Annotated in this window: 23 protein-coding genes; 8 read left to right on the forward strand and 15 right to left on the reverse strand. The window is 56.4% G+C overall.

Annotated elements, in window-relative coordinates:
- Positions 1 to 174 precede the first annotated feature (174 nt).
- Both SynNOUM97013_RS03930 and SynNOUM97013_RS03935 read right to left on the reverse strand, forming a co-directional pair.
- Positions 175 to 2,334: a PP2C family protein-serine/threonine phosphatase gene (locus tag SynNOUM97013_RS03930; RefSeq protein ID WP_186480859.1), complete on the reverse strand. Its 2,160-nt coding sequence runs from the start codon at positions 2,332 to 2,334 to the stop codon at positions 175 to 177.
- A 14-nt stretch (positions 2,335 to 2,348) separates the two neighbouring features.
- Positions 2,349 to 3,539 carry an L-dopachrome tautomerase-related protein gene (locus SynNOUM97013_RS03935; protein ID WP_186480860.1) on the reverse strand — a complete coding sequence of 397 codons (1,191 nt, stop codon included), beginning with the start codon at positions 3,537 to 3,539 and terminating at the stop codon, positions 2,349 to 2,351.
- 293 nt (positions 3,540 to 3,832) lie between these two features.
- Between SynNOUM97013_RS03935 and SynNOUM97013_RS13825 the strand changes: the two genes are divergently transcribed.
- On the forward strand, positions 3,833 to 4,123 hold the full coding sequence (locus SynNOUM97013_RS13825; RefSeq protein WP_186480861.1) for a hypothetical protein: 291 nt from the start codon (positions 3,833 to 3,835) through the stop codon (positions 4,121 to 4,123).
- Between the two features lie 345 nt (positions 4,124 to 4,468).
- Complete coding sequence (locus tag SynNOUM97013_RS03945; protein WP_186480862.1) at positions 4,469 to 4,837, forward strand: hypothetical protein; 369 nt, start codon at positions 4,469 to 4,471, stop codon at positions 4,835 to 4,837.
- 33 nt (positions 4,838 to 4,870) lie between these two features.
- Here the strand turns inward: SynNOUM97013_RS03945 and SynNOUM97013_RS03950 are convergent, their stop codons facing one another.
- A complete protein-coding gene (locus tag SynNOUM97013_RS03950; protein ID WP_186480863.1) occupies positions 4,871 to 5,326 on the reverse strand; it encodes a hypothetical protein in 456 nt (151 codons plus the stop codon).
- 66 nt (positions 5,327 to 5,392) lie between these two features.
- Between SynNOUM97013_RS03950 and SynNOUM97013_RS03955 the strand changes: the two genes are divergently transcribed.
- Positions 5,393 to 5,626 (forward strand): hypothetical protein, encoded by a 234-nt coding sequence (locus tag SynNOUM97013_RS03955; RefSeq protein ID WP_255442959.1) that lies wholly within the window; start codon positions 5,393 to 5,395, stop codon positions 5,624 to 5,626.
- A 148-nt stretch (positions 5,627 to 5,774) separates the two neighbouring features.
- On the opposite strand, the gene SynNOUM97013_RS03960 is transcribed toward SynNOUM97013_RS03955, so the two are convergent.
- The 11 genes from SynNOUM97013_RS03960 to SynNOUM97013_RS04010 form a co-directional block, all read right to left on the reverse strand.
- Positions 5,775 to 5,993 carry a hypothetical protein gene (locus SynNOUM97013_RS03960; protein ID WP_186480864.1) on the reverse strand — a complete coding sequence of 73 codons (219 nt, stop codon included), beginning with the start codon at positions 5,991 to 5,993 and terminating at the stop codon, positions 5,775 to 5,777.
- Between the two features lie 135 nt (positions 5,994 to 6,128).
- Entirely contained in the window at positions 6,129 to 7,121 is a 993-nt protein-coding gene (locus tag SynNOUM97013_RS03965; protein ID WP_186480865.1) for a reprolysin-like metallopeptidase, read from the reverse strand.
- 200 nt (positions 7,122 to 7,321) lie between these two features.
- Positions 7,322 to 7,531 carry a hypothetical protein gene (locus SynNOUM97013_RS03970; RefSeq protein WP_186480866.1) on the reverse strand — a complete coding sequence of 70 codons (210 nt, stop codon included), beginning with the start codon at positions 7,529 to 7,531 and terminating at the stop codon, positions 7,322 to 7,324.
- Positions 7,532 to 7,917: 386 nt separating this feature from the next.
- A complete protein-coding gene (locus tag SynNOUM97013_RS03975) occupies positions 7,918 to 8,205 on the reverse strand; it encodes a hypothetical protein (RefSeq protein WP_186480867.1) in 288 nt (95 codons plus the stop codon).
- Between the two features lie 52 nt (positions 8,206 to 8,257).
- Positions 8,258 to 9,523: an MFS transporter gene (locus SynNOUM97013_RS03980; RefSeq protein ID WP_186480868.1), complete on the reverse strand. Its 1,266-nt coding sequence runs from the start codon at positions 9,521 to 9,523 to the stop codon at positions 8,258 to 8,260.
- Positions 9,524 to 9,562: 39 nt separating this feature from the next.
- Positions 9,563 to 10,225 carry a secondary thiamine-phosphate synthase enzyme YjbQ gene (locus SynNOUM97013_RS03985; protein WP_186480869.1) on the reverse strand — a complete coding sequence of 221 codons (663 nt, stop codon included), beginning with the start codon at positions 10,223 to 10,225 and terminating at the stop codon, positions 9,563 to 9,565.
- A gap of 28 nt (positions 10,226 to 10,253) precedes the next feature.
- A complete protein-coding gene (locus tag SynNOUM97013_RS03990; protein ID WP_186480870.1) occupies positions 10,254 to 10,997 on the reverse strand; it encodes an MBL fold metallo-hydrolase in 744 nt (247 codons plus the stop codon).
- Positions 10,998 to 11,026: 29 nt separating this feature from the next.
- Positions 11,027 to 11,917: a DMT family transporter gene (locus SynNOUM97013_RS03995; protein ID WP_186480871.1), complete on the reverse strand. Its 891-nt coding sequence runs from the start codon at positions 11,915 to 11,917 to the stop codon at positions 11,027 to 11,029.
- Entirely contained in the window at positions 11,914 to 13,116 is a 1,203-nt protein-coding gene (locus SynNOUM97013_RS04000) for a chloride channel protein (RefSeq protein WP_255442960.1), read from the reverse strand. The genes SynNOUM97013_RS03995 and SynNOUM97013_RS04000 overlap by 4 nt, the downstream gene beginning before the upstream one ends.
- Positions 13,113 to 13,364: a 2Fe-2S iron-sulfur cluster binding domain-containing protein gene (locus SynNOUM97013_RS04005; RefSeq protein WP_255442961.1), complete on the reverse strand. Its 252-nt coding sequence runs from the start codon at positions 13,362 to 13,364 to the stop codon at positions 13,113 to 13,115. The genes SynNOUM97013_RS04000 and SynNOUM97013_RS04005 overlap by 4 nt, the downstream gene beginning before the upstream one ends.
- On the reverse strand, positions 13,361 to 14,887 hold the full coding sequence (locus SynNOUM97013_RS04010) for a cobyric acid synthase (RefSeq protein WP_370586447.1): 1,527 nt from the start codon (positions 14,885 to 14,887) through the stop codon (positions 13,361 to 13,363). The genes SynNOUM97013_RS04005 and SynNOUM97013_RS04010 overlap by 4 nt, the downstream gene beginning before the upstream one ends.
- A gap of 152 nt (positions 14,888 to 15,039) precedes the next feature.
- On the opposite strand from SynNOUM97013_RS04010, the gene SynNOUM97013_RS04015 reads away from it, so the two are divergent.
- From SynNOUM97013_RS04015 to SynNOUM97013_RS04035, 5 genes are read left to right on the forward strand one after another with little or no spacing between them, the layout of a single operon-like run.
- On the forward strand, positions 15,040 to 16,587 hold the full coding sequence (locus tag SynNOUM97013_RS04015; RefSeq protein WP_186480872.1) for a TolC family protein: 1,548 nt from the start codon (positions 15,040 to 15,042) through the stop codon (positions 16,585 to 16,587).
- Positions 16,584 to 17,981 carry a hypothetical protein gene (locus tag SynNOUM97013_RS04020; protein ID WP_186480873.1) on the forward strand — a complete coding sequence of 466 codons (1,398 nt, stop codon included), beginning with the start codon at positions 16,584 to 16,586 and terminating at the stop codon, positions 17,979 to 17,981. Before SynNOUM97013_RS04015 ends, SynNOUM97013_RS04020 begins: the two co-directional genes overlap by 4 nt.
- The gene (locus SynNOUM97013_RS04025; RefSeq protein WP_186480874.1) at positions 17,981 to 20,191 is read left to right on the forward strand and encodes an ATP-binding cassette domain-containing protein; all 2,211 of its coding nucleotides are present in this window, start codon (positions 17,981 to 17,983) and stop codon (positions 20,189 to 20,191) included. The genes SynNOUM97013_RS04020 and SynNOUM97013_RS04025 overlap by 1 nt, the downstream gene beginning before the upstream one ends.
- Entirely contained in the window at positions 20,188 to 22,332 is a 2,145-nt protein-coding gene (locus SynNOUM97013_RS04030; RefSeq protein ID WP_186480875.1) for a peptidase domain-containing ABC transporter, read from the forward strand. The genes SynNOUM97013_RS04025 and SynNOUM97013_RS04030 overlap by 4 nt, the downstream gene beginning before the upstream one ends.
- A 32-nt stretch (positions 22,333 to 22,364) precedes the next feature.
- The gene (locus SynNOUM97013_RS04035) at positions 22,365 to 25,709 is read left to right on the forward strand and encodes a type 2 lanthipeptide synthetase LanM family protein (RefSeq protein WP_186480876.1); all 3,345 of its coding nucleotides are present in this window, start codon (positions 22,365 to 22,367) and stop codon (positions 25,707 to 25,709) included.
- Here SynNOUM97013_RS04035 and SynNOUM97013_RS04040 read toward each other — a convergent pair.
- Positions 25,650 to 26,063 carry an Npun_F0494 family protein gene (locus tag SynNOUM97013_RS04040; protein WP_186480877.1) on the reverse strand — a complete coding sequence of 138 codons (414 nt, stop codon included), beginning with the start codon at positions 26,061 to 26,063 and terminating at the stop codon, positions 25,650 to 25,652. The genes SynNOUM97013_RS04035 and SynNOUM97013_RS04040 overlap by 60 nt on opposite strands.
- Positions 26,064 to 26,087 lie beyond the last annotated feature (24 nt).

Consider the following 26,087-nt stretch of genomic DNA (forward strand, 5'->3'; position numbering starts at 1 on the left):
CACGCTACAATGAGACCTAGTTGGTTGCACATTGAGAACGCAAATAATTTCAACAAAAAGCCGATAGCAATTATGAAATAATCAGTAGAGTTGTAAAGAATATGGGAACTGAAGGAGGGAAAATATTCGGAACTGACTCACAATAAATTGAGCCACAAAGATACAAGAATGCTCCTATTTGATGATATCAATGCGCTTTACAAACATCATTGTAATGTCGTCAAATTGCTCAGATTCTTCCATGAATTCATCCAACTCATGGAGTAGTGCATCCTGCATCTCTACAATTTCGTAACCCCCAAATCGATCAAAGTAGTTTTTTAATCGAGAAATCCTATAGCTATCGCCTAAGGGATTTCTCGCATCGATAACACCATCGCTATAAGCGAGCAATTTTTCTCCTGCACAAAAAGACGTAGTAGAACCATTGTAGATAGCGCCATCAAAAATCCCCAGCGCTGGACCCGTTGCCTCGAGCTCTGCAAAAACTCCAGCCGCTTTTCTGATCAAAACTGCTTCATGCCCAGCTGACACATAAGACAATTGCGAGGTGTCTTCGTGGAGATGTCCAAAGAAGACTGTGGCGAAATAAGCAGAGTCGCCGTGATTAGCACTCATATATTGATTAACGTCGCTGATCACGTCGACCATTACTCGCTCGATATCAGCAACGTTCTCGTCCCGAAAACTAAAGCGCGTGCTGTATCGGATCAGGGTCCGGAACACTGACATGAACAATGCGGATCCAACACCTTTATCGCAGACATCGGCAACAACAAAAAATGAATGTTTCCCGACACTGAAGGTGTCATACCAGTCGCCACCCACGTCGTAGGCAGGACGCGTCAGAGCTATCACCTCATAACTTAATCCATCAGGAAATATTTTGGTAAGAAAGAATCTTTGTATTTCTGAAGCAGTGCTGAGCTGACGCTGCGTCATTGCATTGAGACATTCAATTTGTTTTTTTGCACTTATGATCTCAGATGTACGTTCATTGATTGTATCAACTGATGAACTGATCTCAGCAATTGGAGACTGCTTATAAAGTTCTTCGAGATCGTATTTCTGCGCATCATTGTTTTTCCTGGGCAGGATTGCGACCCATTCATCGGTGAGTTTTTTGGCTAGAAAATTGCTAACCAAAAGAGAGATAATGACGACTTGAGTCAGTAGTTGAAGTGCCATATTCGTGGATTCGGCTAATCCACGAACATAGGGTTTAAGAGGCGTGAAAATTTGAATATCTTTGAGTTCTGAATATTGATTATTTGGATAGGAATAAGCCCAATACCCAGCCATCAGGCGGTCGAGCTTGGATCCATTACTGGGTGTCAGAGCTCTGAGTTGCGTGCTGATCATTCGTCCGGGTTTATAAACCTCAAGTTCTGGCAAGATATTTTCAAAAAAGTCCGGCTTATATTCAATCGTTTGTTTGTCTTGCCCCAGCCTTAATTTGTACCATACTGTTGATTCGCCTTCCGGCTTGACGATCACGTACTTGCCATCTCTTGAATCGATATCGTACTCATTTGTTGTATCAAGATCTCGTTCTTTTGTATTCTTACTACTAGGACGGAGTGGTTCAACAATTAATTCCTCGAGATCGCTAGAATTACTGATTGGATCCGAGTGATGGATTTGTTGTATCAGCGAGGCCAGGCTGGCATTCCGCTGAATTATGAGCATTTGGGATCGATCCGATGCAATCACAAATCCTCTCGCGATTAAACTTAAGCTGAGCACAATGCAAGTCAGCATCAGCACAACACTGGTGAGTGTTTTTAGAGAAATTCTGTGGTGACTACCCTTAAATCTCCGATTGCGCTTTAGTTCAATCCAGGAATAGATTGCATAGGCAACCAAGATATTAAAAACACTTGTGATGAAATTCTTGTAGGACAGCGTCAATGCAACGTTGTGTGGAGTCCCGAAGTGGTAGATCTCCGTCAAATAGAGAAACGGGCAGCCAATCAGCACAGCAAAAATGGCTACATCGCGAATAAGGCGTCCGCTTCTGATGGCTTTATCACAGCTTTTCTTACGGTTCAGCCAAGTGATCACTCCAATCTCGGCCAATAGACGGCATGCGGTAAGAACATCACCAAACAGCCAAATAGTTGCCAATGATGACGGGATTGCAACAGCAAGCCCCCAATAGGAGCGGTAGAGTAAAAAAGCAAGAAGGGAAAAAGATGACCCAAGCAGCAGCCTCATCCCAAGAAAGACGCTTGGAGCGGCAAGTGTGATGATCAGGCCACCGAGGCTTAGAAGAGTTAGTGAGACAAGCTCAGCCTTACTTAATCGATGTGTTTTAGACCCTTTCATACCCATGACTCATTTCATCCCTACTTGTGAATATTCGGCTGCTGTCCATGCCTAATTGGTCTGTAAGGCGTTTTGATCCGAAAAACCATATAAGGCTGAATCCGCTTATCAATGCCTTGGTGAAACTGTGATTGTCGATTGAGTTGGTTGGCTGTGAAATAGAGATATCCATCATCGGCTAGTGCCAGGCTATCTGGCCAGATCGCTTGAGGAGAGTACATCAGTGTTTTTAGAGTTGAAATCGACCCTGTAAAGCGGTGAATGGCATTGTGCTCATAGTCTGTGAGAAAAATTCCGCCACTTGAGTCGGCCTCAAGACCATCGGACGCTCCTGCCACTTGTCCGTGATCTACCACCATCTTCTTTAGATTTTCCTCTTGGATGGTTCTGTTGATCAGTGCCTCCGTTGGTACGCTATAGAGATGCCTGCTGGTTAACGAGCGGAAAAATACGGTTTCACCATCCGCAGAAACTGCGATTCCATCAGAACCAACATTGAAACGTTTGGCACTTTCGCCAGGCTCGCGGATCATCAACACCTCAGCTTCTACAACCGGTACAAAGCTCGGATCTGAGCGTGTAAAGCTTGTTCCGCTCAAGCGCCTCCAACTTTCTCCCGTAACGAGGTTCACAACAATAATTCCTCCATCGGGCGACGAGTCGCTAATGAAGGCATAGCTTGCCGTATTGCTGTTGAATAAAAACCTAACGTCATTGAGATAGGTTTCAGGAGTGAGAGCTTCTGGCTCAATTAAGATGGTTCTTAGAACCTTATTATTCTCTAGGCTGACCTGGATGAGCTTTGGACCTCCATAAGAAATAGGGTGCGGTCGCAGACTTCCAGTATCAACAATCCATAAGTGAATTCCGCTTGGATCAATCACCACGCTTTGGGCCGATACGATCCGCCTGCTCTGAGTGGATATACTTCCCTGTTGGTTCCATATGGTATTCGGGAATGCAAGAGGTTTGCCATCGACAATTTCTGCAACCGTGAACTGAACGTCATCACCCCAGCGTGGATAATTGATAAAGATGCGACCTGATGTTGAGACCGCAATCCCTGTGGGCATCGCACCATGAATCTCAGCAACTGTTTCGAGATCTCCGATGGATTGTTGTGCTGGTACGGGTTGTGCTTGTACTTGTGAACTCGTTGCAAGACAGGCGGCCAAAGCGAAGGCTTGAAGGCTCTTTCTGATCAACGCCATTCGCCCAATATAAAATCTACTTCTAAATCTAGAGCTTTCGCCCGAGTCTGTCTCACGACTGAAATGATTCCGGCTTTATTCTGCTTGCATACAACTTTCTCTTGCTCTCGGCGCAAACACCAGCTTCTCGAGGCCACCACTCATTTGCCTCGCTTTGGCGCAATCTCATGCACGGTTTAAAGTCCTCTGCCCCTGCTTTGCTTTAAGGCTACGTAAGGACACGCCCACTGCTTGAGTGGATAAAGGTCAGACAATGTTGCCCTTGCTACCCAAAATCATGCCCAGCTAAGGCCATGACGCTGGAGCATCCCAAATCATTCCGGTGTAACAACAATACTGATTGTGCAGATACCATGAGCTTTATTTATTCAGAACAATCAAAAGAGGCAAGTTCTGGTGTGCGATACCAAAACCAGTGTCACTTCACCCTTAGCCTCTACTTGTTAGAAGAGCAACTTAAAGCCTTCCTGGAAAAGGTGAAAGGGGTTGCCAGCCTTCAGATGCTCGGAGCCACTGCTAATTCTGATGCGGTCGTCGCCATTGTGAAAAAGGCTTGGTCTAGTTTTTCTGCTGATGATTTGTAGCTTGATTAAGCTGAGGTTTCTGATGACGAGCTGGAAGTGGAGGTTATCGTTGGCCGGCGTCCTGTGTGTCTATTCTAAAATTAATCCTGGCCTGAGTTTTCTGAACCACTAACAAATCAATCCTTTCGATCTTGCGTTTTACTCATCTTGCGGAGCATTGTTACTGGATACGGCCCGAATTGTCGGTTTCCATTCCCTCCAAGACTGGTTTTTTGAATTCTGCCCCTCTGTTGGTTCATGCGTACATGCGGCGTTCCCAGCTTTGCGCCTCTCCGAGAATTCGAATCAATCAAAATAATGCGGCTATGATCAAGCGGTGAGGTCTTTTGGGGTTGTTTCCACTCAATGCGTAAATTTCTGGGTTTGCTTGCTGCCTCCAGCTTCGTCATTCTTCCTGTGAATGCTCACTCGCAAAAGGTGGCTTATGAGGAGGGTTGGGATGCTGGCTACTCTTATGGGTATGATGCTTCTCGGGCTTTCACAAATTGTTCACATTACGTGGATGACAACATTTCAAAGGAGGAGTTTTTGGATTCAATTGTCCCAATTAAATATCAAGAGGCTGAAAGCGATCGTCGGAATTGGACGGTGATTATGGATCGTTGGGAAGACCGCCAGGAGGATAGTGAGTATGCAGAGTTTTATCGAACCTGCGCCGAAGCAGTGAAAGAGGCAGGCGAATGGGAATTGTCGCCTCGTCCTGGGGCAATCTAAGAGCGAGGTTCATGCGTCGATGTGCGTTGCGCTTCAGTGCACGCTTCCCGCAGTCTTGAAGTCGTTTTTGCCTCGATAACGGACCACGGCTCGACAATGCTCGATGTACTCCTCCGTGCTCATCCCGCCTTTGGCATCCGCAGTCTGGCGGCTCATGATCTCGAAGTCACAGATCAAAGCTCCGCGGGTGTGTTTCACCATGGGGCAGCGTCTCGCTAATGCCAGCTGATCAGCCTCTTGGCTGGTGCTGAGGGTTGGGTTCTTGGTCTCTAGGAGAGATGCATTCATGGGTTGACCGTCGTAAGGGTCAATGCCGTCCGATTGGTGTGCTGCGGCATGAATCGCATCCATGGCGTCTTTCACCCGGTAGCTGCCGCCACGCTTGCGGTCGCGTTTGGTCACGGTCAACGCCTGGCGTTGCAGCCACTGTTTATAGATAAACGGTTTCAGCTCCATCCAGCTTGGTGGCGCATAGTCAGATGGAGTCATGACTGACGAAACGATGGGTGGCGACATGCAAGGGTCTCGCCCACTTAGCACCCACGTCCATTAGAAGTGTGTAGAGGTTTCGCCGGCATCGTGCGCTTGCTGTATTTCGGGGCTGTTGTCTTTACGGCTGCTTGGTTGGTGGTGTTGTTGTGGCGCAAGTTTGTGGCACTGCGTCAGGTCAATGTGATTGTCGAGACCCCGGAACGGGCGCAACAGGTGAGTGCGCTCGAGCGAGCCTTTCGAGCCGAGGACGATCGTGATGATTCCTCGTCGGTCGATGAGGGCGGTCTCGCCGATTGATCGCTTTCAGCTGGGTGGGACAGGACAGGTATTTCGACGCATGCCCTATGTATCGCAGCGATACACAATGAAGGCATGAACTCCGGTGCGTCGGCGTTCAGACATTGGGGAAGCAAGGAGGGTGCGTCGCCCTCCTTTTTTTATGCGATTAGCCGTTGTGCAGTTGGCTCAACAGTCGGGCGGCGAGTCCTCGCGAAATCCTGCGCTGCACCAAGAGGTCACAAATCCAGTCGAAGAGTGGGATCGCGTCAGTGGTGCTCAGACGTTGCTCGATGCCTTTCAGCTCCTGCACGGTTCTGCAACCCCGTAAGGCATCGATCAGTGTGTCTTCCTTGGGGCGTTCAGCCAGCAACTGGGTGGTCTTCAAGTTGAGAACAGCCGGATCCCTTTGTCATGGCATCCCTCAGGGCTTCTTGTCACGCCTTGGGCGGACGCTTTGAAGGAAGCCTTTGGTTTCACATGCGGATCTCTGCGTTGTCCTGTGAATGCTTGGCCTTTTCCCTTATGAAAAGCTAGTGCTTTCAGTTTGGATCCCAAAAGCAATCTCCCAGTTTTCAAAGAAACCAAATGCTTCTCTGCGTGGATCGTTGCCGTCATAGCTCGATGCTTGAAGAAGTTCGTTTTCAGCACCGCTGATCAGCTGTGGCTGAGATACAAGTTGTTGAATGTTGATGTCCTGATAGGTGGTCATGCGGGCTTGATCCATGCTCACTGCAGCTTGGGGTTCGCTGAATTCACGTCTGCCAGTGATCGGGTCGTTCTCGACGCCCCAGATGGATTGCAATGCGATCAAGTCGGCATCGGAGAACCAGGTGTCCCATCCATCAGGGCTGATGTTGTAAGACATGACCGTGTCATCCGTTGTCCAGGCAGGGTTACTTGGATCATTGTTGGGATGTGAAAGGCCAAGCATGTGGCCGATCTCGTGCACGATCGTGTTGGCATCAAAGTCGCTCAGGGCAGCCAGGCCATCGGTGTCTTTCCAGTACATATCCCAATATGCGCCACTGCCAAAGCCTTGCGGATTGACGCTGCCGACTACGTTTTCGCTCCACGTGCTTTGAGAGTCAAGGCTGTAAATATCCAAATCGCTATTGGTGAAGTCTTGGACCTCGTTGAAGTCGAGATCGATCAATGGATCTAGTCTTTGGAAGATGGAACGGATGAAATCAGCCTCTTCTTGAGAGTGTCCAACGGATACACCTGAAGAGGCGTCATCGAAAAACAAATCTCCTTGGGGATTGTGAATGTAGTACTCCAGGGCTTCTCCACTTCTCACTACAGCGTTCTGGGTGTGGTTGACGAAGGCTGCTTCCGTCAACATGTTGCTTGTTAGAGGTGCTCCTCCTCTGGCGTTCGCGCTTTGCGACGTGGCCTGAAGGTCAATGTCTTCGGTGCCAAATCGACAAGCACTGCATTGACAACCACCTCGGGTTGTCTGATCGCCGGGCTGTTCGATCAGTCGTTCAAGATTGTCGGAAAGGTTGATTGCCATGCGCTTGGAGTTCAGGGATGTTGTCGTCGGGGACTTCCCTGTCGATGCACACACAATCCCAGCGATCAACAGCAGAGCTGATGATCTGCGTCATCTCACCCTGTGATCTTGCTCACAGGGTGGGATTTGCTTAGTTGTGTCGATCATGTCTCGTTGGACAAGATTGGTTTGAGCTTGGGTTGAGCGATTGCTTCTGGCGCTTAAACCAGCCCTAAAGCCTTCATCACCTGCAGTCGGATTCCTCCAAGCCTGCTCCAGGCCTGAAGCGCTTGTTCCTTTGAGCTGTAAGGCCGCCAGTCGTTTTCGTTCATCCGTCGTTGCATGTGCTGTGCGACGCGCTGGGCCACCTGCACGTCACTCTGCGCTTTCAGGTGAAGCGTCTGACCATTGATCACATGCTCGGGAGCCATGGGAACCCATTGCTCAGTTCATTCTGCAGGAGGACCGTGGTTGCCTCCAAACGCTGTGAAGACAGGCGGCCATCACGATCCCTTTGTTTCTGATGCCAGGCTCTCGCGATGGAACCTTCTCAATCGGTCAGTTTGCTTCTGTTCATGGTCGGGCTGCTCAGCACGCTGACCGTTTTGTGGGTGGCCGCCAGACGAACTAATCAAGCTGAGCAGCAACGGGCTCGGATGAATCGCATGCGTCTGCGGCTGCATAGGCTGATTCAGGACCGTTCGTGATCTCTGGAATCGTTGAAGCTTCTCATCGTGGCTGCGGGTTTTCTGGCCTTTCTGGCGCTCACTCAGATGCTGGTGCGTCGCAGCATGGACGATGGTCAGGGCGATTGAGATCAGCGTCGACCCATTCCGCGACCATTGCCAATCAGCCCCACATCAATCAGAAACCCGATTAACACCACTAGCAAACCGCTGAAGGATGCGATGCCTCCAAACGAAGCGTCGGCCCAGCAATAGCCCAGGGTGGTGGTCGGCAGCACCACCAGACCCAGCACCGGCAGGATCGGATTGGGGATCGCTAGATCGGCAAATGGCTGCAGCACAAATGCTGGGCTGAACAGCCACATCAGGATCAAGATCAGCCGCGGTGTGATCAGGCCGAGGAGTCCAACAAGACACATCAGTGCGGTCCCGTCACTGTCAGTGTTGTAGCCACATCACCTCACCAGCAGGTCACGCCTTGATCGGTCGAAAGGCGGTTTCCCTGGTGAATCCCGCGATCGTGATCAAGGTGATCAATCCGCTCGCGGCCACCCAGGCTCCCGGCAGCAACGGGTTTCCGGTTGTCGCGATCAACCAGGTGGCGATCAGCGGTGTTGTGCCTCCGAAGTAGCCCTCAGCCACGTTGAAAGCAACAGCAAGCCCTGTGCATCGAACCGCTGCCGGCATCAATTCCACATTGGCTGGATTTTTGCCTCCTGCCAGCAATGCCACCGCGAGGGTCAAACCCAGTTCTCCGCGCCACACCTGCTGAGGATCGCCGCTGTGCAACAGCCCGAAGAACGGAAGGGCGCCGAAACAAAGCAGCGATGCACCGGTGATCAGCATCGGTTTACGGCCGATCCGGTCGGACAGCCAGGCAGCGATCGGAAACAGCACCAGCAGGACGACCATCACACTGGTGTTCAAGCTCAAGGAGGAGGACTGGCTGAAATGGTCAATGTCCTCCAGGTAGCTGACGGCGTAGACGAAGGCGGCGTAATAGCCAACGCTGCTGCCGATGTTCAAGGCCATCACTCTCAGAACCTGGAGCCGATAGCGACCGAAGGTCTCTCGAACAGGTGCTTCTGACGTCGATTCGACTCCATCGGAGCCGATCCCGTGCCGGAGCAGAACGCCGGTTAGGGCGACGAGGGCTCCAAACAGAAAAGGAATCCGCCACCCCCATTGCTCCAATTGCTCCGCGCTCAAGGTGTGAGCGAGCAGATCACCGATGCCTGAACCCAACAGCATCCCTGCCACGGATCCCCACAGCCCCCAGATGGCAAACACGCCACGTTTGCGATCCGGTGCTCGTTCCGTCAGGAAAATGACCGAACTGGTGTATTCACCTCCAACGGAGACACCCTGAATGAGGCGCAGCAACACGACGATGATTGGCGCTGCAATCCCGATCTGACGGTGGGTGGGCAGCAGTCCCATCAGCACAGTGGGGATCGCCATGGCCATCACCGACAGCTGCAGTGCTTTGCGCCGTCCGACACGATCGCCGATGCGTCCGAACAGCAATCCCCCCAAGGGGCGCACCAGAAACCCCGCGGCAAAGGCCCCGAAGGCGCCAATGAGTGATGCCGTCGGATTGGACGAGGGGAAAAACAGCCGTCCGATCACTGTGGCGAAATAGCCATACACCGCGAAGTCGTACCACTCCATGACGTTGCCGATCAGCCCGGCCAAAATCACGCGTGTGGTGTTGCGTGGCGTTGAAAGGGTCGTCATCGTCTGGCGCAGATCAGGGAGCAGAAAGCGCAGGTGGGGTTACTGCGGCTGATCAGAAATCTCATGCAAGCGGTCGATCAGCAAGTCGACATCCGTGTCGATGCCGCCGTCTTCCGCCCAGGCTTCGGGCACATGACGTGCTTGCACCAGGTCGTTGAGCTTGGACGCATTGCGGCGTTGCAGCATCGCGGCAGTGCTGCTTCGTTCTGTCGCAGGGCTCTGGTCCATCGGCGTAGCGCGGTTAGGGAGGTCACCGATCAGATGACAGGACAGACGTCGCCGATGGGGGGATGCACGGTGCTCCCATAAGTACACCGCTTGCCAGGTGCCTAACAGCAGTTGGCCCTCCACCACACTCAAGCTCATGGTTTGCGTGGTGAGCGCCGTGCGGATATGGGCGGGCATGTCGTCATCGCCCTCGTCGTCATGCAGGTAGCGCCGTCGGCGTCCATCCGCATCCGCAGGGCCAAAACCATCCTGGGGAACCACAGCATCCATCCATGCGGCTAAATCCTTCAACACCCTGGGATCGGCGTTCTCGTTGATCGTGAGGCTGCAACTGGTGTGCAGGCAGGTGAGATGGATCACGCCATGGCTCAACCCCGCATCACGGATGAGTTGGTTGAGTTGGTGATTCAGTGGGGTGAATCCTGGGCCATCGGTGCAGATCTCCAATCGCGTCAGCAGCTGATCCAGCGCCATCCCCAGGGCTCCACCCACTGATGACTCTCTAGCGCTGTTCGGAGGGCAATGGAATCGGTTCACCCACGGTGGGTGTCACCAACGCGCAATCATCCGCTGGCTCTGCTGAGGCTTGCGGCGCATCGCCTCCATCGAGGAGACGACTGATCAAGCCACTGAAGCGCACATCACCGCCGGTGGTGCTGGCCAACACGGTTGTGGGTCGAAATTGCTTGATCAACGCAGGCATCACCGTGGCACCTGTGATGAACGATCCAACCAGCGGCAAGCCAAGATCGACAACCGGTGTGATCACTGTGTCGACCTTGCGCGACAGCAGCTCAGGATCGAGCACTCCATGGGGCTCCAGATACAGCGAGCCACCTGGCCAATCCAAGAGGTAACCGTTTTCCACCATCGGAACGGCAGCGCCAGCGGTGGCACGCACGCTGAGATCACCAACGCGATGGGTTTCACCGGGGCGCAGTGTGTTGATGCGTTGGAAGCCCAACCGCTGAACCACCTTCCCTGCAGCTGCTGAGCCCACAACGGGGACGTTTTTGTCCAGGGTCCGTAGGGTGTCGGGATGGCTGTGGTCCGGCAGCCCTTGGGTGAGCAGGAGCAGATCGAGGTCCTCAGGGACGGGTTGATCCTGGGGTAGCTCTCCTTTGAGCAGCCAAGCGCCCGGTGGAAACACCAAAGGACCGGTCAACCATGGGTCGACGAGGATGCGTCGCCCCCCCAACTCCAGCAACCAACCGTTGGCGCCGTAGTACGTGGCTTGATCGGACATCTCGGTTGCATCAATCCCGCAGACCGTAGTCAACTCAGCACGGCCAGCGCCACGCCGCTGACGGCCAGCAGAGACGCCATCAGACCCTGCCAACCGAGGCGGTCTTGCTCGGCGCGGGCGACCAGAAGCGCCATCACCGGTGCTGTGCTCAGCACGGTGGTCGCAATGCCCAGCGGCAGCTGTTGCAGCGCAATTTGCTGAAGCAAGATCCCCAGCACTGTGCCCAGCAGGGTGGCGATCAGAACAGTGACCCACCGCCTTTCACGGGGACGCGGTTGTGGACATGGCATGGTCATGCGTCGCCAGCGGATGCGCATCCATGGCAACAGCAACAACAAACCTCCCAAGAGTCGACAGGCGGCACTCTGCAGTGGGGTCAGATCGGCACTGATCAGCACGCTGCGCGAGACGCCGGCACCGGCAACTCCGCAGGCCACCGCCAGCAGTGCCATCAGCACGCCCTGCAGTTGAACCCTGCTCTGGCGATCGCGCTCGAGGGTGGTGTGAGGCGGTTGCTGCAGGGCGACGATCGCCACGGAGGCTGTGACCAACAGCGCACCAACCCAGGCCTCTGCGGGAAGTTGTTCTCCCAGGGTGAGCCAACCACTGCTGGCGGCGACCAGAGGCGACAGGGATTCCATCGTCAGCGTGCGCCGCGTGCCAAGACGCCTCAGTGCAGCGAGATAAAGGCTGTCGCCGACGGCAATCCCAAGCCCTCCACTGATCAGAAGCCAGACCAGTGCCTGGGGCTGCTGCCTCCAGGGCAGGGTCATTAACACCGGGAGCAGCACCAGGCTGGCCAGAGCATTTTTCAGACCATTCAGTTGAATCGCGTTCAACGATGTGGACAGACTGCGCCAGAGGCTGCTGGCCAGGGTCCAGGCCAGGGCAGCGATCAGGCCGGCGATCAATCCGCTCAATGGACGCGCTGCAGCAGTTGTCCCACCAGCAGTCCGATGGCCAACGCGACGGCACCGTGGCCTTGCAGCAGGGATAGCCCCAGAACCAGTCCCAGCAAAGGGGAGGACAGCAGAACCGAGAGGCTGCCGCCGACCACCCCTGCGCTCCAACTGTCGAGACCGCCGATCCAGGGAATCCATTGGTGCAGCCCCATGCCCAGAGCGCTGCTGGCCAGGATCACCGGAAAAAACTGCCCGCCGCGCCATCCGGTTTCGAGGCACAGCCCCACCATCAGCAATTTGGCGATGGCTGAGAGCATCAGGATGGCAGTGCTCAGTGACCAGTCACCGAGCACGAGCGGTTTCAATTGGTTTTCGCCGGAGAAGACTGCCAAGGGAAGCCCCCAGAGGCAGAGTCCCACGACCAAGCCGGTGGCGATCGGGGACCACCAGAACCGCTCGAGCAATTGGAGCTGGCGCAGCCACTGACGCCAGTGCCGCATCATCTGGCCTGCAAGCCAGCCCACTAGGCCAGCCAGTACGGCAGCGACCATGGCGCCGAGGCGTTGCTCTTCGCCGCTGGGCCAGAGGTAGGGAACACCGCGCATGCCACCGCCGAAGTCATTCAGACCGTGAAACGCCACGAAACCGGCGACGCCGCCGATGGTGCCTGGCAGCCAGCGCCAGATCAGCTGCCATTTCTTCCCCGCCAAGGCGGCGCCTCCCACCAGGGGGGAGTGAAACAGGCCCAGAGAGCCCGCCATGGCGGCTGCCACCAGATTGCGATCGGCGCCTTTCCAGACGTGGTGACTGCCCACGGCCACCAGACGGGTCATCAGCGCTTCCGGGCCCAGGGTGCCACCACCGGTGAGCGCCAGGATCCCTCCCAGCAGTTGGGTGAAGCCGTTCTTTGTGTTCAGTCCTTCAGGGGCTCGCAACTGGGCCAGGGTCTCTTTCATCTCAGGCAGGCCGCGGGCCTGCCGTTGCCGTTGCAAGAGGCTCAGCAGCAGACCGATTCCGCCAGCCCAAAGCAGGCACCAGACCAGCGGACGCTCTCCGGGGAGACCTTGCAGCACCGAAGCTCCCCAGATCCATTGCTGCAGGGTGAGGGCAAGGCTCACCACCACGGCTGCCATCGCACCGCCTGCAGCGCCGGCCAGCAGGGCGCGGAGGCTCCACCACAGCAGAGAACGTGGCCTGGATGTCGAGAAGGTGCTCACCAGTAGGGGTCGGTGGCTAACTCCACCCTCAGCTGGCCTGATGCTGGCGCAGGCACGGTGCTGATGCAGGACCTCACCACGGTCCCGTTCACTTCGATTTCGCAGGCACCGCAGCTGCCACCCAGGCAGCCGGTGGGGATGTGCATGCCCGCCTGTTGCGCCGCCTGCAGCCAGTCTTCCCCTTTGCAGCAGACGCTGCGACGGCCGTTCGGCCAGTGAATCTCCACCTGTGGGGGCTTGGCGCTCAAGGAGGGGATGACAGCAATGGGTCCAGATTCACATGCTGCTCGAACGCATCGGCGAGACGATCGAGCAATGCCTCGCGCTGACGGCTGTGATGGGGTTGATCCTCGTTGAGTTCGGCTAGGTCCCGCCGACGTCGCAAGCGGTTCAGCCAACGACGACGCCAGGGGCCGTTGTCGAATATTCCGTGTAAGTACGTTCCTGCGGCGGCTCCAGCCTGGTTGTTGTGGTGCTTGATCCACCCGAGTCCGTCGTCGGCACAAAGCGGTGTGCAGTCACCACTGACCTCCGTCAGTCCCCGGTGAAGTTCGAATCCCTCCAGCTGCAGCGGGGGCATCTGCGCTGGCCACAGAGCAGTGCTGTGGCGTTGTCGGAGTGCTTTGCCTCCGCCGAACACGGTCCGGATGGGCAGCAGCGCCAGCCCTGGAACATGCCCGCTCGGCGTGTCGGTGTGGGGCTCTCCCTCGAGACCATCCGGATCTTGCAGGGATTCACCCATCATCTGCATGCCGCCGCAGATGCCGAACACCTCTCCCCCCTGCATGGCGAAGTCGACCAGCTGAGCATCGAGGCCAGTTCGGCGCAAACTGGTCAGATCCCGCAGGGTCTGCTTGCTGCCTGGAATCACCACCGCATCGGGGGTGCCGAGCGATTCCCCAGGGGAGACCCAACGCAGTTGAACCGTGGGCTCCGCCTCCAATGGGTCCAAGTCGGAAAAGTTGCTCAGTGATGGCAGCTTGAGCACGGCGATGTCCAGCTCTGCGGAGCGTTTGCGTCCGCGACGTTCCAGCAGATCCAGCGAATCTTCGGGGGGGAACAGCTCATCGAGCCATGGCATCACGCCCACCACCGGCACGCCAGTGTTGGCCTCCAACCAGCGGCGGCCTTCGTCAAACAGCTCCCGGCGGCCGCGAAAACGATTGATCAGCAGCCCACGGATCAGAGGACGTTCTACGGGCCTCAGCAGCTGCAGCGTTCCCACGATCTGGGCGAACACCCCTCCCCGTTCGATGTCAGCCACCAGCAGGCAATGGGCCCTGAGGTACTGCGCCAGGCGGAGGTTGGTGAGGTCGCGTGCCTGCAGGTTCACCTCCACTGGGCTACCAGCTCCCTCCAGCACCAGCCGCCCGCCTGGATGCGCTTCCTGCAGCGTCCTCAGTCCCTGGCGAATGGCGACCCAGCCTGGACGAAACCAATCGCGGTAGTAATGCTCAGCACGGCACTGACCGACCGAGGCCCCAAGGTGAATCACCTCACTGGTTGAGTCGCCCTGCGGTTTGAGCAACACGGGATTCATCGCATGATCGGGCTCCAGCTCAGCGGCCCAGGCCTGGAGTGCTTGGGAGTACGCCATTTCACCCCCGCTTTGATCCACCCAGGCGTTGTTGCTCATGTTCTGGCCCTTGAAGGGCAGCGGACATTCGCCGCGTCGTCTGAGCACGCGACAGAGGGCAGCTGTCATCAACGATTTGCCGGCACCGCTGCTGGTGCCAAGCACCATCAGGGGGGCTGGCTGGGGGCTGCGCATTCGAATGGGGTGGCTGCGATCCGCTGCTGTTGAGCATCGCAAGTCACCCATCGACGTTTCGCGTCGTTGTGAACAGCACGTGATGTCGGACTCGACAGTTGAACAACCTGTGGTTCGATACGGCCAGTTCTCGAGCGATGTCGCGCTGACCAATGCCGGTGAAGCGTGCGGCTCTTTTTCCTCTGGGGCTCGCCTTGTTCACAGGCTTTGGCATGCCTCTTGTAGCCGAGCCGTATCCGTTGGCTCAACGCAATCCTCTGGCGAAGGAGCAAAAGGCGGATGCATTGGTCGACAGGCTTCAGCAACTGCGAGCTCGCGTTGATGCTTCATCCCAGAAAGTCTCCCTCGAGGAGGCGATTGAGCTGGGGCTTCGCAATAACCCTGATCTGGTTGCAGCATTTCGCGCGATCCAGCAGTACGAATGGCAACTGATTGCGGCCCAACGTCAGTGGTACCCCACGCTTGAGCTTTCCAACGGCGCGCCATTTGTCGGTTTAAGTGCGAACACCTACATCCAGAACTTCTACAACTCACAACGGGAGCTGGTGACGTTGTCTCCCGGCAGCGCTCTGGATGCACCAAGACAGGTCAAGCAGTTCACCACCACGGCCGTTTTGCAGCCGGGTGCAACAGCGTCCTGGAGCTTCATCGATCCCACGCGGCAGCCCAACATCAACGCCGCATCAGAGGCACTGCGTCAACAGAAGCTGCTGTTTGATGTCAGCGCTAGAAACCTGATCCTGCAGATCCAGACCTCTTATTACTCCCTGCAGAGTCTTCGTCAGCTCATTGCTGATTTTCAGCAGATCTATGACATCAACCGTCGCCAGATGGAGGTGATCAGAGCCCGGTATGGGATTCAGCTGGCGACCGTTCTGGATCTGGCCCAGACGGAGTCTCAGCTGTTTAATCAGCTCAATCAGCTGGTCTCATTCACGCAGTCGTACATCACAGAAGCTGCTCAACTGGCCCGCCAGCTCGGGTTGCCAGCCAACAGAATGGCGATGCCGGTGGAGAAGGCCAAGCTCTACAACAGCTGGACGGTTCCCCTCCCGGAAACCATTGCCCGTGCCACGCAACTGCGTGAAGAGATCCTCGCCAGCCTTGCCGCTGCGCAGTCGGCGCAGTGGAGTGGGATTGCGCAAATGAATCAATATCTCCCCGTCTTTCAGGTGGTGGGCAGGGGAAGCCTTCGGCTGGAAAGTGGTGTGATCAATGGGGTCCCTGGTCGGGACACCACGTTTGCCCAGTCGGGTTTGAAAACATGGGATGGTGCTGTTGGTATCGGTTTTAATTGGGCGTTGTTTGATGGCGGTATTGATGCAGCCCAGGCCCAGTCTGAATACGCTCAGGCCGAGCAAAAACGATCAATGGCTGAGTCAAATCGTCTGCAGACCGTTGAACAAGTCCGTTCTAGTTATGGCGACTACGAGGCGTCTCAGGTGGCGGTTGACAGTGCACGGATGGCTTACCAGGCCGCACTGACGGCACAAGAGGTTGCGCGTGCCCGATTTGATATTGGGGTTGGTGACATCACCACCATTGTGCAAACGATCGAACAGTGGGGAACGTCATCGCAGCAACTGTCGCAGGCAATCCTGGCTTACAACAAAGCCGTTGCAGAGTTATATCGCTATTCGGCGACCTGGCCTGGAGCCAGCGGTGCATTGGTGCGTGAACAGGAGAAGCGGATGCGATGAGACAGATTTTCGAGACACGCGCCCTGCGCAAACGCCATCAGTCGGGAGACAAACAAACTCCTATCGTTGTGTTGTCGCCGCCGCTGCGTCTCACCCTTGGTTTTGGGGTGGTGTTGGCATCCGTTGGTGTGCTCTGGTCGGTGCTGGCGCGAATTCCGATCGAGGTCAGCGGCACCGGTGTGCTTTTGCCTGTTGGGGTGATTAATAACGTTCGCGCTGCTGTGGATGGCCGAGCGCGCTGGACGTTTGCAGATTCTCGTTATCACTGGGCTGATGAAGCCTTGCGGTTTCAACGTGAGCCTGAATCACTGTCGAATGCCGAGGTGATGGAGCTGTCGCGAAGCATTCTTCGTTCCTATGCACCCTCACAAGTCCAGCCACGATTGAGCTCCGATGCTGTGACGCCTGGACAGACGTCGTATGCACAAGGAACTCTGCTCATCTGGTTGCAATCGCTTCAAGAGCAAGAGGCCTTGCAGTCACAGCTCGACAGGCTGACATCTGTTGGTGTGCTCACGCGCTTTCAGCAGAAAACGCTGGCTGAAAAGCAAACGATTCTGGAAAAAGAACTGAAAAGCCGCCAGGCATTTTTTAATTCGATGCATGCCCTCGCTCAGAAGGGCTACGTCAGCAAGCCCACCCTTCTTCAAAATCAGGCGCAGGTCGATAATCTCGAATCTCAGATCTTTTCCAATCAAGACTCGCTTGCGAAGCTTCAAGCGCAACTGGAGCAGTCGTACATCAAGCTGCGCCAGTCATTGGCTCAGATGATCTCCAATGGTTTGATTTTTGCGGATCACGATGTCTACATCCGTCAGGTGGTTCCCAATGACGGTGAAGGTGTCTCCAAAGGTGATTCACTTCTCCTGCTGAGTCGGGAATCGCTGGCCAACCCAGCTCGGGTGCCGGTGTTTCTCTCAGCCCGTGAATCAGCCCAGGTCAACGTGGGGATGCCTGTGTTGGTGACACCGGTGGGGATGCGTCGCTCCGAGGTGGGTGGCATTCAAGGGCGTGTGGTTCAGCTGGCTGAATTACCAAGCGGTGAGCAGGAGCTGGAGGCGCGCCTGGGTGTGAGTGAACTGGCGTCTGTGATCCGCAAGCGTGAACCCAGTCCCACACTGGCCGTGGTGGAGCTGGAACGCGACGCCGCCGATCAAGGCGACAACCGGGCTGGTTACGTCTGGAATTCCAGAGGGGATCTTCCCTTTGCTCCCAAAACGGCCGATCAGCTCACCGTGGCGATCACGACGCGTCATGTCGCTCCCATTGCATTGGTGATTCCACGCTTGCGCCGCTGGTTCGGCATCGTTCCGCCGGAATCGCGAGATGGGACTGAGGAAATCTCGGGTCAGCCCTCATCGTCGAACCGGTCGACGACCCCAAGGGGCCGTTGATGTCCAGCACACCATCACCACGGGTCAAGGCCACAACGGTTCTGCAATACGAAGCAGCCGAATGCGGTGCCGCCTCGTTGGCAACCATCCTTCGCTATCACGGGCGCATCGTCCCCTTAACGGAGCTTCGTCGTGCCTGTGGCATCAATCGCGACGGCTCCAATGCTCAGCATGTCTTGGTGGCCGCCCGTCAATACGGTTTGAAGACCAAGGCCTATCGCTGTTCCGGGGAGCAGCTGATGCTCCAAGGTCAGTTCCCCTGCGTGATCTTCTGGGGCTTCAATCATTTTCTCGTTGTCGAGGGTTTCGACCAGACGCATGCGTTCCTGAGCGATCCAGCGCAAGGACGTGTGCGCGTTCTGCTGGAGGAATTTCTCGATCACTTCACCGGTGTGGTTCTGGAGTTCTCACCCGGCCCGGAGTTCCGTCGAGGCGGTCAGGATCGATCCCCGTTGTGGATGCTGCCGGGCTTGCTGCGTCCTTATCGCAATCAGCTGCTGCGTTTGATGGTGGTGGCTTCGGCCCTGCTGGTGCCCAATCTGCTGGTGGCGGGGCTCACCGCATCCTTCATCACGGATTTCCTCCAGGAAGAACGGCTCTATTTCGGGATTCCCATCGTGTGGTTGTTGGCCCTCAGTTGCTTGATGTGGCTGATCCTGATGGCGGTGCAGTTTGTGGTGCTGAGGCGCCTGGAGCTGCTGCTTTCCAAAAAGCTCACCGCTGATCTGTTTGAAAAGCTGTTCTCTGTGCCGTGGGCTTTTTTCCAGGTGCGCATGGCCGGCGAATTGTCGTCGCGGATGCTGCTCGGCATGCAAACCACCCAAGTGGTGGTGGCGCAGTTGCTGCGGTTCTTGGTGAGCACCTGGGCTGCGCTGCTGTTGTTGGTGGTGAGCTGTTTGATCTCGTTCTGGCTGACTGCGTTGGTGGCGGTTGTGCTCGCCCTCAATCTGTTGCTCAACTGGTGGCTCACGGCTCAGCGTTACGACGCCAACCGCAAGCTTGCGATTGAACAGGGCAAAGCTCAGGGTCGAGCGCTGCAAGGCATCAACACGATCGAAACTCTGAAGGCGTCAGGGCTGGAGTTCGATTTCCTCAGCCAATGGCAGGGCAATTTCGGCTCGGTCGTGGAGCAAAACCAGTTGCTTGGTGCTCAGCTCGCCTGGTCGAGCATCAGTGCCAGCACCGCCACGCTGTTGCTGTCGGCCCTGGTGATCACCCTTGGGGGAGTGCTGATCATCCAGGGACGCATGTCCCTTGGCCTGTTGGTGTCGTTTCAGTTCCTGCAGGTGCAGTTGATCGCTCCGATCTCCACCTTGCCGCAGTTGAGCTCCACCCTTCAGCGTCTGATCGGTGATCTGGGCCGCCTGGTGGATCTCACGTCCACGGCGAATGACCCCCATGTGCGCAGCTTTCAATCCGCGCGCACAGGCTTTGAAGCGACGCTTGGTGACGATCAACGCCTCAACGGTCGGATCACGCTCAAGGGGGTGAGCTATGGGTTCAATGCCATCGATCCGCCTTTTCTTCCAGCGCTGGATCTCGAGGTTCCCGCTGGGTCACGCTTGGCCCTCGTGGGAGGAAGTGGATCTGGCAAGACCACCTTGATCCGCATGCTCGCTGGGCTGTTGGACCCGTTGGACGGTGAAATTCTGTTTGATGGCAAGACGTGGAAACAGCTGGATGATCAGCTCGTGCGCGGGAGCATCGCCTACGTGCCTCAGCAGGTGTTCGTGTTCAACGCCTCCGTTCGCGACAACATCACGCTGTGGAACCCGGACTACACCGATCAAGATCTGCAGGCCGCCGCTGCTGATGCCCAGTTCCTGGAGCCCGTGACTGGTCATCCGGATGGCTTTCAGCGGCAGTTGCGCGATAACGGCAGTGATCTCAGTGGTGGCGAACGGCAACGTCTGGAAATTTGCCGGGCCTTGATTCGCCGGCCTTCGATTCTGTTGCTCGACGAAGCCACCAGCTCCCTCGACAACCTCAGTCAGCGCGGTGTTCTTGATGCCGTTCAGCGGCGGGGCATCACGGTGGTGAGCGTTGCCCACAGGCTTGATGCTGCTCTGGCCAGTGACCAGGTGCTTGTTCTCTCCAAGGGGCAGGTGATCGAGCGTGGTCACCCGGAGCGGCTTCTGGAGGATCCCCTGAGTGAATTTTCAAAACTCGTGGCCGCCGAACTTCGCGAGTCAATCGAGGTGATGCCATGAGCGAGGCCCGGCGGCGCGCGCTCCAACAGGCGGATGCTCTCGAGCGCGATCTCCTGTTGCAGTCCAGTGAGGATCTGTTGCCGCAGCACGAGTTGCGACTGATTGGGTTCTGTCTGCGTCATCTGCAGGCTCCTTGGCGGCCTCTGATTGCCATCCCTGATGCCGAGATCAGTGTTCAGCTCGATCACAACGACATTCACCATCGCCGTGTGGATCCACCGCGCGAGCCATGGAGCAGTGAATTCCCGATGTTGATCGTTCACGATCGGAACTCCGGAGAAGCGCTGGCACTGTTCCGTGATCAAGGGCGTAACTGGTTTTATTCCGCTAATCGCGATCAACGCTGGCCCGTGCCGAAATCAGCGGACCTCGCTGGTGATGCCTTCGAAATTTATCCGTCGTTGCCTGCCAAGGTCACAGGACCTCTGCGCGTGATCTCGTTCGCTTTCGATACGGAATGGAGGGCTATCTGGGCCTTGATGCTGGCATCGGCAGCCGTGATGGCTTTTCACTTCAGCATCCCAATTTTCACCAACCTTCTGGTGAATCGTGTTTTGCCTGAAAACGATAGCGCTCTGTTATTGCAGGGGTTGGCGATTGTGCTTGTGGTGGTCGCTGGTGTGGCCGCGGCGCAGTATCTGCAAACCGTGATGATGTTGCGGATTGAGAGCATTACGGATCTCAGGTTGCAAACCGCTGTGTTTGATCGCGTGATGCGCTTGCCGATGCGATTTGTCTCGCAATACACCACTGGTGACCTGGCATCGCGTGTTAACTCCATCAGTCAATTGCGTCAGCTGCTGGGCAGTGGTGTTCTTTCCACGTTGCTTTCGGCTGTGTTCAGCGTCGGTTACTTCGTATTGATGGTGATCTACGACAGCACCCTGGCGATCTGGGCCGCGATCTTCACCCTGGTTTCACTGGTGGGCTTGTTGGTACTCACCATTCGTGATATCCAACTGCAGAAACCGCTGTTGGAGACTGGTGCAGAAATTACTAATTTCTCGCTCCAGTCTGTGTTCGGACTGGCTCAGATCCGTAGTGCTGCGGCTGAGCCATTCGTGCTGCTCCGATGGCTGAGGGAAGTAAATCACTATGCGTTACTGCAACTGCGCAGCAACATCTATAGCGACGGGATTGAAATGTTCGGCACGTTGGTCAGTCCCCTGGCCTCATTGATGATGTTTACGGTGGTGACCCATCGGTTGTTAGCCAATGCCAGCAGTTCGGCTGAATTTGAAGCCATTCTGGTGAGCTTTATCTCGTTTAACGCTGCTTTTTCGGGGTTCAATGCATCACTCTCCCAGGCCGCCAACCTCTTGGCCAACACCTTCGGCCGTGCCAGCGTTCTTTGGAAACGGGCAGAACCCATTCTTTATGCCGAAGTCGAACGCGGTTATGAACCCGATGCTGTGCATCATCAGGTGGGGGGGCACTATCGCTTCCGTGATGTCACCTACACCTTCCCTGGAGCATCTGAGCCAATTCTGCGCAACCTGAATTTCGAGATCATGCCGGGTGAACACACGGTGATCACCGGCCCTAGTGGTTGTGGCAAGTCAACGTTGGTGCGCATGTTCCTGGGCTTTGCTGATCCCCAAGCCGGTGAAGTGTTGGTGGATGGCATTCCATTGCCTCGATTGTCGATACGGCACTACAGACGCCAACTCGGCGTTGTGCTGCAGACAGCGCATCTGAATGGCGGTTCGATTTATGACGTCGTCTGCGGCGGGCTTGTGCTCGATGAGGAGCGCATCTGGGAGGCCTTACGCGCAGCCTCCGTGGCCGATGAAGTGGAAGCCATGCCTATGAAACTCGAGACCCTTCTGATGGATGGTGCTGGCAATGTGTCGGGAGGGCAGGCGCAGCGCATTGCCATTGCCAGAGCCCTGATTCATCAGCCCCAGGTGCTGATCATGGACGAAGCCACCAGTGCTCTCGACCCTGCATCGCAGCAGCGCATCAATGCCACCGTTCAATCACTGGGGATCACCAGAATCAGCATTGCGCATCGTCTGGCCACGATCAAAGATGCCGATCGAATCCTGGTGCTCAGAGATGGTGCAATCTCTGAAAATGGCACCTGGGATGAATTATGTGAGCACGGCTACCTTGCGCAAATGTTGTCAAAAGGGCGCTGACGCCGATGTCCGTAATGCAGTCATGGCCTTCTTTGCATCAACTTCTGCAAGCTGAGAAGGGGCAAACCACTGATTCAGCTGTCAGCTGCGACGACCTCAACGGTTTCCAGCAGGGGCTTGGTCAAGCCTGGCTCGACGCGATCGCACCCCAGGAAAGCGACAAACTGGCGCGTCGCTTTGCCTGGTCAGGCCTGGATGCGGAAACCCTGCGTCGCGTCTTGGCCCGTGCCTCAAATCCTGAAGAGGCAGCCATTTCTGAACCCTGGTGGGATGAACTGAAGGCATTGCAGCATGCGCTGCGATCCGACCCTGATCGTGCCCTGCACCCCTACGTCGCTGAGGATTCGGATAAGCAGAAGCTGCCGTTTGCAGACCTCTGGCTGCCGGTTGTCGACGATGCGGTGGCCAGGCTGCGCGACAGCCTTTCCGATTCGCAGACGCGATCTTTCACTGACGACGTCTTCCAGGCTCTGGGGCAATCGTTACTGAGCCGACTCAGCAGCGTCTCTGAGCAGGTGCTGTTTGAGCAGTTCAACCTGTTGCGACCTCCCGGCGTGATGCTGCTGGCCCACCTCGGTGCCGCAGGCGACGGTCAGGGCCCTCCGGTGCGCGAATACTACGAGCGCTTCATTCGTCAGCATCGTGCTGATGGACTGGACGGTCTGCTCAAAACCTTCCCGGTGTTGGGCAGGTATCTGGGTCTGGTGTGTCTGTTTTGGCGCCAGTCCAACAAAGAGATGCTGCGCAGGATTGATGCGGATGTTGACGCCTTGCAGCAGACCTTTGGAATTCCCCCATCTGCTGCGCTCATCGACATCAAGCAGGGCCTGAGTGACCCCCATAACGGAGGGCAGGCGGTCAGTGTTCTGACCTTTGCCACCCCGAATGGCGACAGCACATCACGCTTGGTCTACAAACCCAAGGACATGGGGGTTGATCTTGCCTATCACCAAGCCCTTGATCATCTCAATCGCAACAGTGCGTTGCCGCCCCTGCGCACTCTGAGCATTCATTGCGGTGACGACTATGGCTACATGGAGTTTGTTGAGCATCGTCTCTGTAGTGGAGACGATGAGCTCAAGCGCTTCTACCGCAATGCGGGTCGTCTCACGGCCGTTTTGCATCTCTTCGGTTGTACCGATTGTCACCACGAGAACCTGATCGCTTGTGGGGATCAGCTGTTGTTGATTGATACGGAGACTCTCCTTGAGGCTGATTTACCGGATCACATCAGTGATGCGTCGGAGCATCAAACTTCTCTGAATCAGTCAGATCTTCAGAAACGGTTTCAGAACTCCGTGCTTCGCTCCGGTCTACTGCCCACGTGGTTGTTTGTCGGTCAGGCTCGAGCTGCTGTGGACATCAGTGCGCTTGGCATCGCCCCGCCAGCCTCCACCACCATGAAGAGCGCCGGTTGGTTGGGTCTCAACAGCGACGGCATGATGGCCGGTCGCATCATGATCCCTGCGGAGGTGCCCACGAGTCTTCCGGTGGGCTGTGGCGAGACCAACGGGCTCAACAGGCATCTCGAGATCTTCTGTGAAGGCTTCCGTGAACAGTGCCTCGCCTTTGAGCAGACCCGTGATCACTGGATCGGAGCCGATGGTGTGCTCGAACGCTTCCGTGGTCTTCCGCGGCGCATCGTGCTGAGGGCAACCCGCGTTTATTTCGCGTTGCAGCGTCAACAACTGGAGCCAGCGGCCTTGCGGTCCCCGTTGAGCCAGGGATTGGTGCTGGAGCAGCTCAGTCGCAGTTTTCTGATGGCAACCGATCGGCCCAAGCATTGGCCCGTGTTTGATGAGGAAGTGCGCCAGATGGAAAGGCTTGATATTCCTTTCTTCGTTCACGCCATCGACGGCAACGACCTGCCCCTCAGTGATGGATTCGCTCCTGTTGAGAACTTCATCGAAACGAGTGGTCTTGAATCCAGCCGCCGACGGATTGAGACCTGGGATGCCGCAGCGGTGCAGTTTCAGGAGCAGCTGATTCGCGGCACCAGTCGTGCGCGTGTCACCACTGAACAGGGTTGGCAGAACCAGGAATCGGCTCCCGAGGAGCTTGACGTTGCCGACTTGACGCCTGATCAGTTGCGATTGGAAGCAGGTCGTCTTGTCGATGTTCTGGAGGAGATTGCCATCCGAGATTCCGACGGTTTGGTCGATTGGTTGGGGATGGATCTCGGCAGTGATGGCGAAAAATTCGCCTTCGGCCCTGTTGGCCATTCCCTCTATGGCGGAACGGCCGGTGTGGCTCTTCTGGCGGCCCATTTCCCGGAACACGCTGACCGGTCTGAACTGTTGAAGGCCGTGATTCCTCCCCTTCTGCAGCTTGGAGAACCCAGTCGTGATGGCATGCGTTTGCGCTGGTGGAGAGATCAGCCCCTGGGGTTGAACGGTTGTGGAGGCACGCTGCTGTCTCTGCAGCAACTGGCAGCCCGCAGCGAAACCGACCGACGCCAGTCACTGCAAGAGCTTGAGTCGTTGTTGATTTCAGCCCTGCTGCCGGACCATATCCGTGCTGATCTTGCCCTTGATGTGATCGGAGGTGTTGCTGGTTTGATCGGCCCGCTTCTGCAGAACGGTTCGGCGCGAGCCTTGGAGTGTGCGGTGCTCTGTGGCGATCAGCTGCTCCAGCATCAAACGGAGAACGGGGGATGGTCGCTGGGTGGCCCTGACCGTCATCCCCTGCTTGGGTTTTCCCATGGCACCGCCGGATTTGCCGCTGCGCTGGTCAAGCTTGGACAGTGTGTGGGTGAAGCCCGTTTCATCGACGCAGCGTCGCGTGCCTTGGTCTATGAACGTGAGCGCTTTGATGCCGACCATGGCAATTGGCCCGACTATCGCGACTACAAACCTAACCAGCCCAACCAGTTCATGACGTCCTGGTGCCACGGCGCGCCAGGCATCGCCCTGGGACGGACCTGTCTGTTTGGCACTCCTCTCTGGGATGCGAGCTGTCTGGACGAGATGACCACGGCTCTCCAGACCTTGACCGCGTTCCCCTTACCCATGGCGGATCATCTCTGTTGCGGAACGATGGGCAATGCCTCGTTGCTGCGGATTGTGGCCGAGGGCCCTTGGTCTGATCAGTTGCCGGCGACATTGCGCTCCGCGGCCATCGAGCGCTCGTCGCAGCTGGTGAATCAGTCCATTGCCAGGGCAAGAGGTCTTGGGGGATCGTTCCGATGCTTTGGTACCGCTGATAGCAACCTGTTGCTTCCGGGGTGCTTCACCGGTCTTTCCGGAATCGGCCTGGCCTTGATGGATCAGGTCAACCGCGATGACTGTTTGCAGACTGTGTTGTCGATGGGACTGCTCTCACCATCGGGGGCGGTGACGACGGCACCAGTGCACGAGTCGATGCGTCAATCCAGCTGAGGGGATGGCTTCCGGCCAGTCGGTCAGTACCTCCCGGCCGAGCGGCGTGATACGCACCCGTTCTGTCAGGCCCTGGCCATCCACTTCCCGGCGCAGGACTCCCAGTTGAATCAGCCAGATCAGGTGATCCTCGGTCTGGCTGGCATTGAGGCGTTTCTGGGTCAGGGCTGGCCAGTCGTCGAGAGCCACCAGTTCGCCACTGCTCATGGCACCCGTCTCCAGGTGACGGTAGAAACTGCGCTGAAACGGCAAGCAGCGCACGGCTTGACGCGCTCGTCGCAGAGCATGCCGCGTTAATTCACTGGGGTCCTGAAGGATCACGCGACCGGTTCTGTTGGGAGCTGTTGATGCCATTCTCGTGGTCAGCTTCCCGAACTG

This window comes from Synechococcus sp. NOUM97013 (assembly GCF_014279815.1).
Taxonomy (GTDB): Bacteria; Cyanobacteriota; Cyanobacteriia; order PCC-6307; family Cyanobiaceae; genus Synechococcus_C.

What these genes read in the sequence shown, in the direction of transcription:
- SynNOUM97013_RS03930 (WP_186480859.1), bottom strand. Translation starts at nt 2,334, where the DNA reads ATGGGTATGAAAGGGTCTAAAACACATCGATTAAGTAAGGCTGAGCTT.
- SynNOUM97013_RS03935 (WP_186480860.1), bottom strand. Translation starts at nt 3,539, where the DNA reads ATGGCGTTGATCAGAAAGAGCCTTCAAGCCTTCGCTTTGGCCGCCTGT.
- SynNOUM97013_RS13825 (WP_186480861.1), top strand. Translation starts at nt 3,833, where the DNA reads ATGACGCTGGAGCATCCCAAATCATTCCGGTGTAACAACAATACTGAT.
- SynNOUM97013_RS03945 (WP_186480862.1), top strand. Translation starts at nt 4,469, where the DNA reads ATGCGTAAATTTCTGGGTTTGCTTGCTGCCTCCAGCTTCGTCATTCTT.
- SynNOUM97013_RS03950 (WP_186480863.1), bottom strand. Translation starts at nt 5,326, where the DNA reads ATGACTCCATCTGACTATGCGCCACCAAGCTGGATGGAGCTGAAACCG.
- SynNOUM97013_RS03965 (WP_186480865.1), bottom strand. Translation starts at nt 7,121, where the DNA reads ATGGCAATCAACCTTTCCGACAATCTTGAACGACTGATCGAACAGCCC.
- SynNOUM97013_RS03970 (WP_186480866.1), bottom strand. Translation starts at nt 7,531, where the DNA reads ATGGCTCCCGAGCATGTGATCAATGGTCAGACGCTTCACCTGAAAGCG.
- SynNOUM97013_RS03975 (WP_186480867.1), bottom strand. Translation starts at nt 8,205, where the DNA reads ATGTGTCTTGTTGGACTCCTCGGCCTGATCACACCGCGGCTGATCTTG.
- SynNOUM97013_RS03980 (WP_186480868.1), bottom strand. Translation starts at nt 9,523, where the DNA reads ATGACGACCCTTTCAACGCCACGCAACACCACACGCGTGATTTTGGCC.
- SynNOUM97013_RS03985 (WP_186480869.1), bottom strand. Translation starts at nt 10,225, where the DNA reads ATGGCGCTGGATCAGCTGCTGACGCGATTGGAGATCTGCACCGATGGC.
- SynNOUM97013_RS03990 (WP_186480870.1), bottom strand. Translation starts at nt 10,997, where the DNA reads ATGTCCGATCAAGCCACGTACTACGGCGCCAACGGTTGGTTGCTGGAG.
- SynNOUM97013_RS04010 (WP_370586447.1), bottom strand. Translation starts at nt 14,887, where the DNA reads ATGCGCAGCCCCCAGCCAGCCCCCCTGATGGTGCTTGGCACCAGCAGC.
- SynNOUM97013_RS04015 (WP_186480872.1), top strand. Translation starts at nt 15,040, where the DNA reads ATGCCGGTGAAGCGTGCGGCTCTTTTTCCTCTGGGGCTCGCCTTGTTC.
- SynNOUM97013_RS04020 (WP_186480873.1), top strand. Translation starts at nt 16,584, where the DNA reads ATGAGACAGATTTTCGAGACACGCGCCCTGCGCAAACGCCATCAGTCG.
- SynNOUM97013_RS04025 (WP_186480874.1), top strand. Translation starts at nt 17,981, where the DNA reads ATGTCCAGCACACCATCACCACGGGTCAAGGCCACAACGGTTCTGCAA.
- SynNOUM97013_RS04030 (WP_186480875.1), top strand. Translation starts at nt 20,188, where the DNA reads ATGAGCGAGGCCCGGCGGCGCGCGCTCCAACAGGCGGATGCTCTCGAG.
- SynNOUM97013_RS04040 (WP_186480877.1), bottom strand. Translation starts at nt 26,063, where the DNA reads ATGGCATCAACAGCTCCCAACAGAACCGGTCGCGTGATCCTTCAGGAC.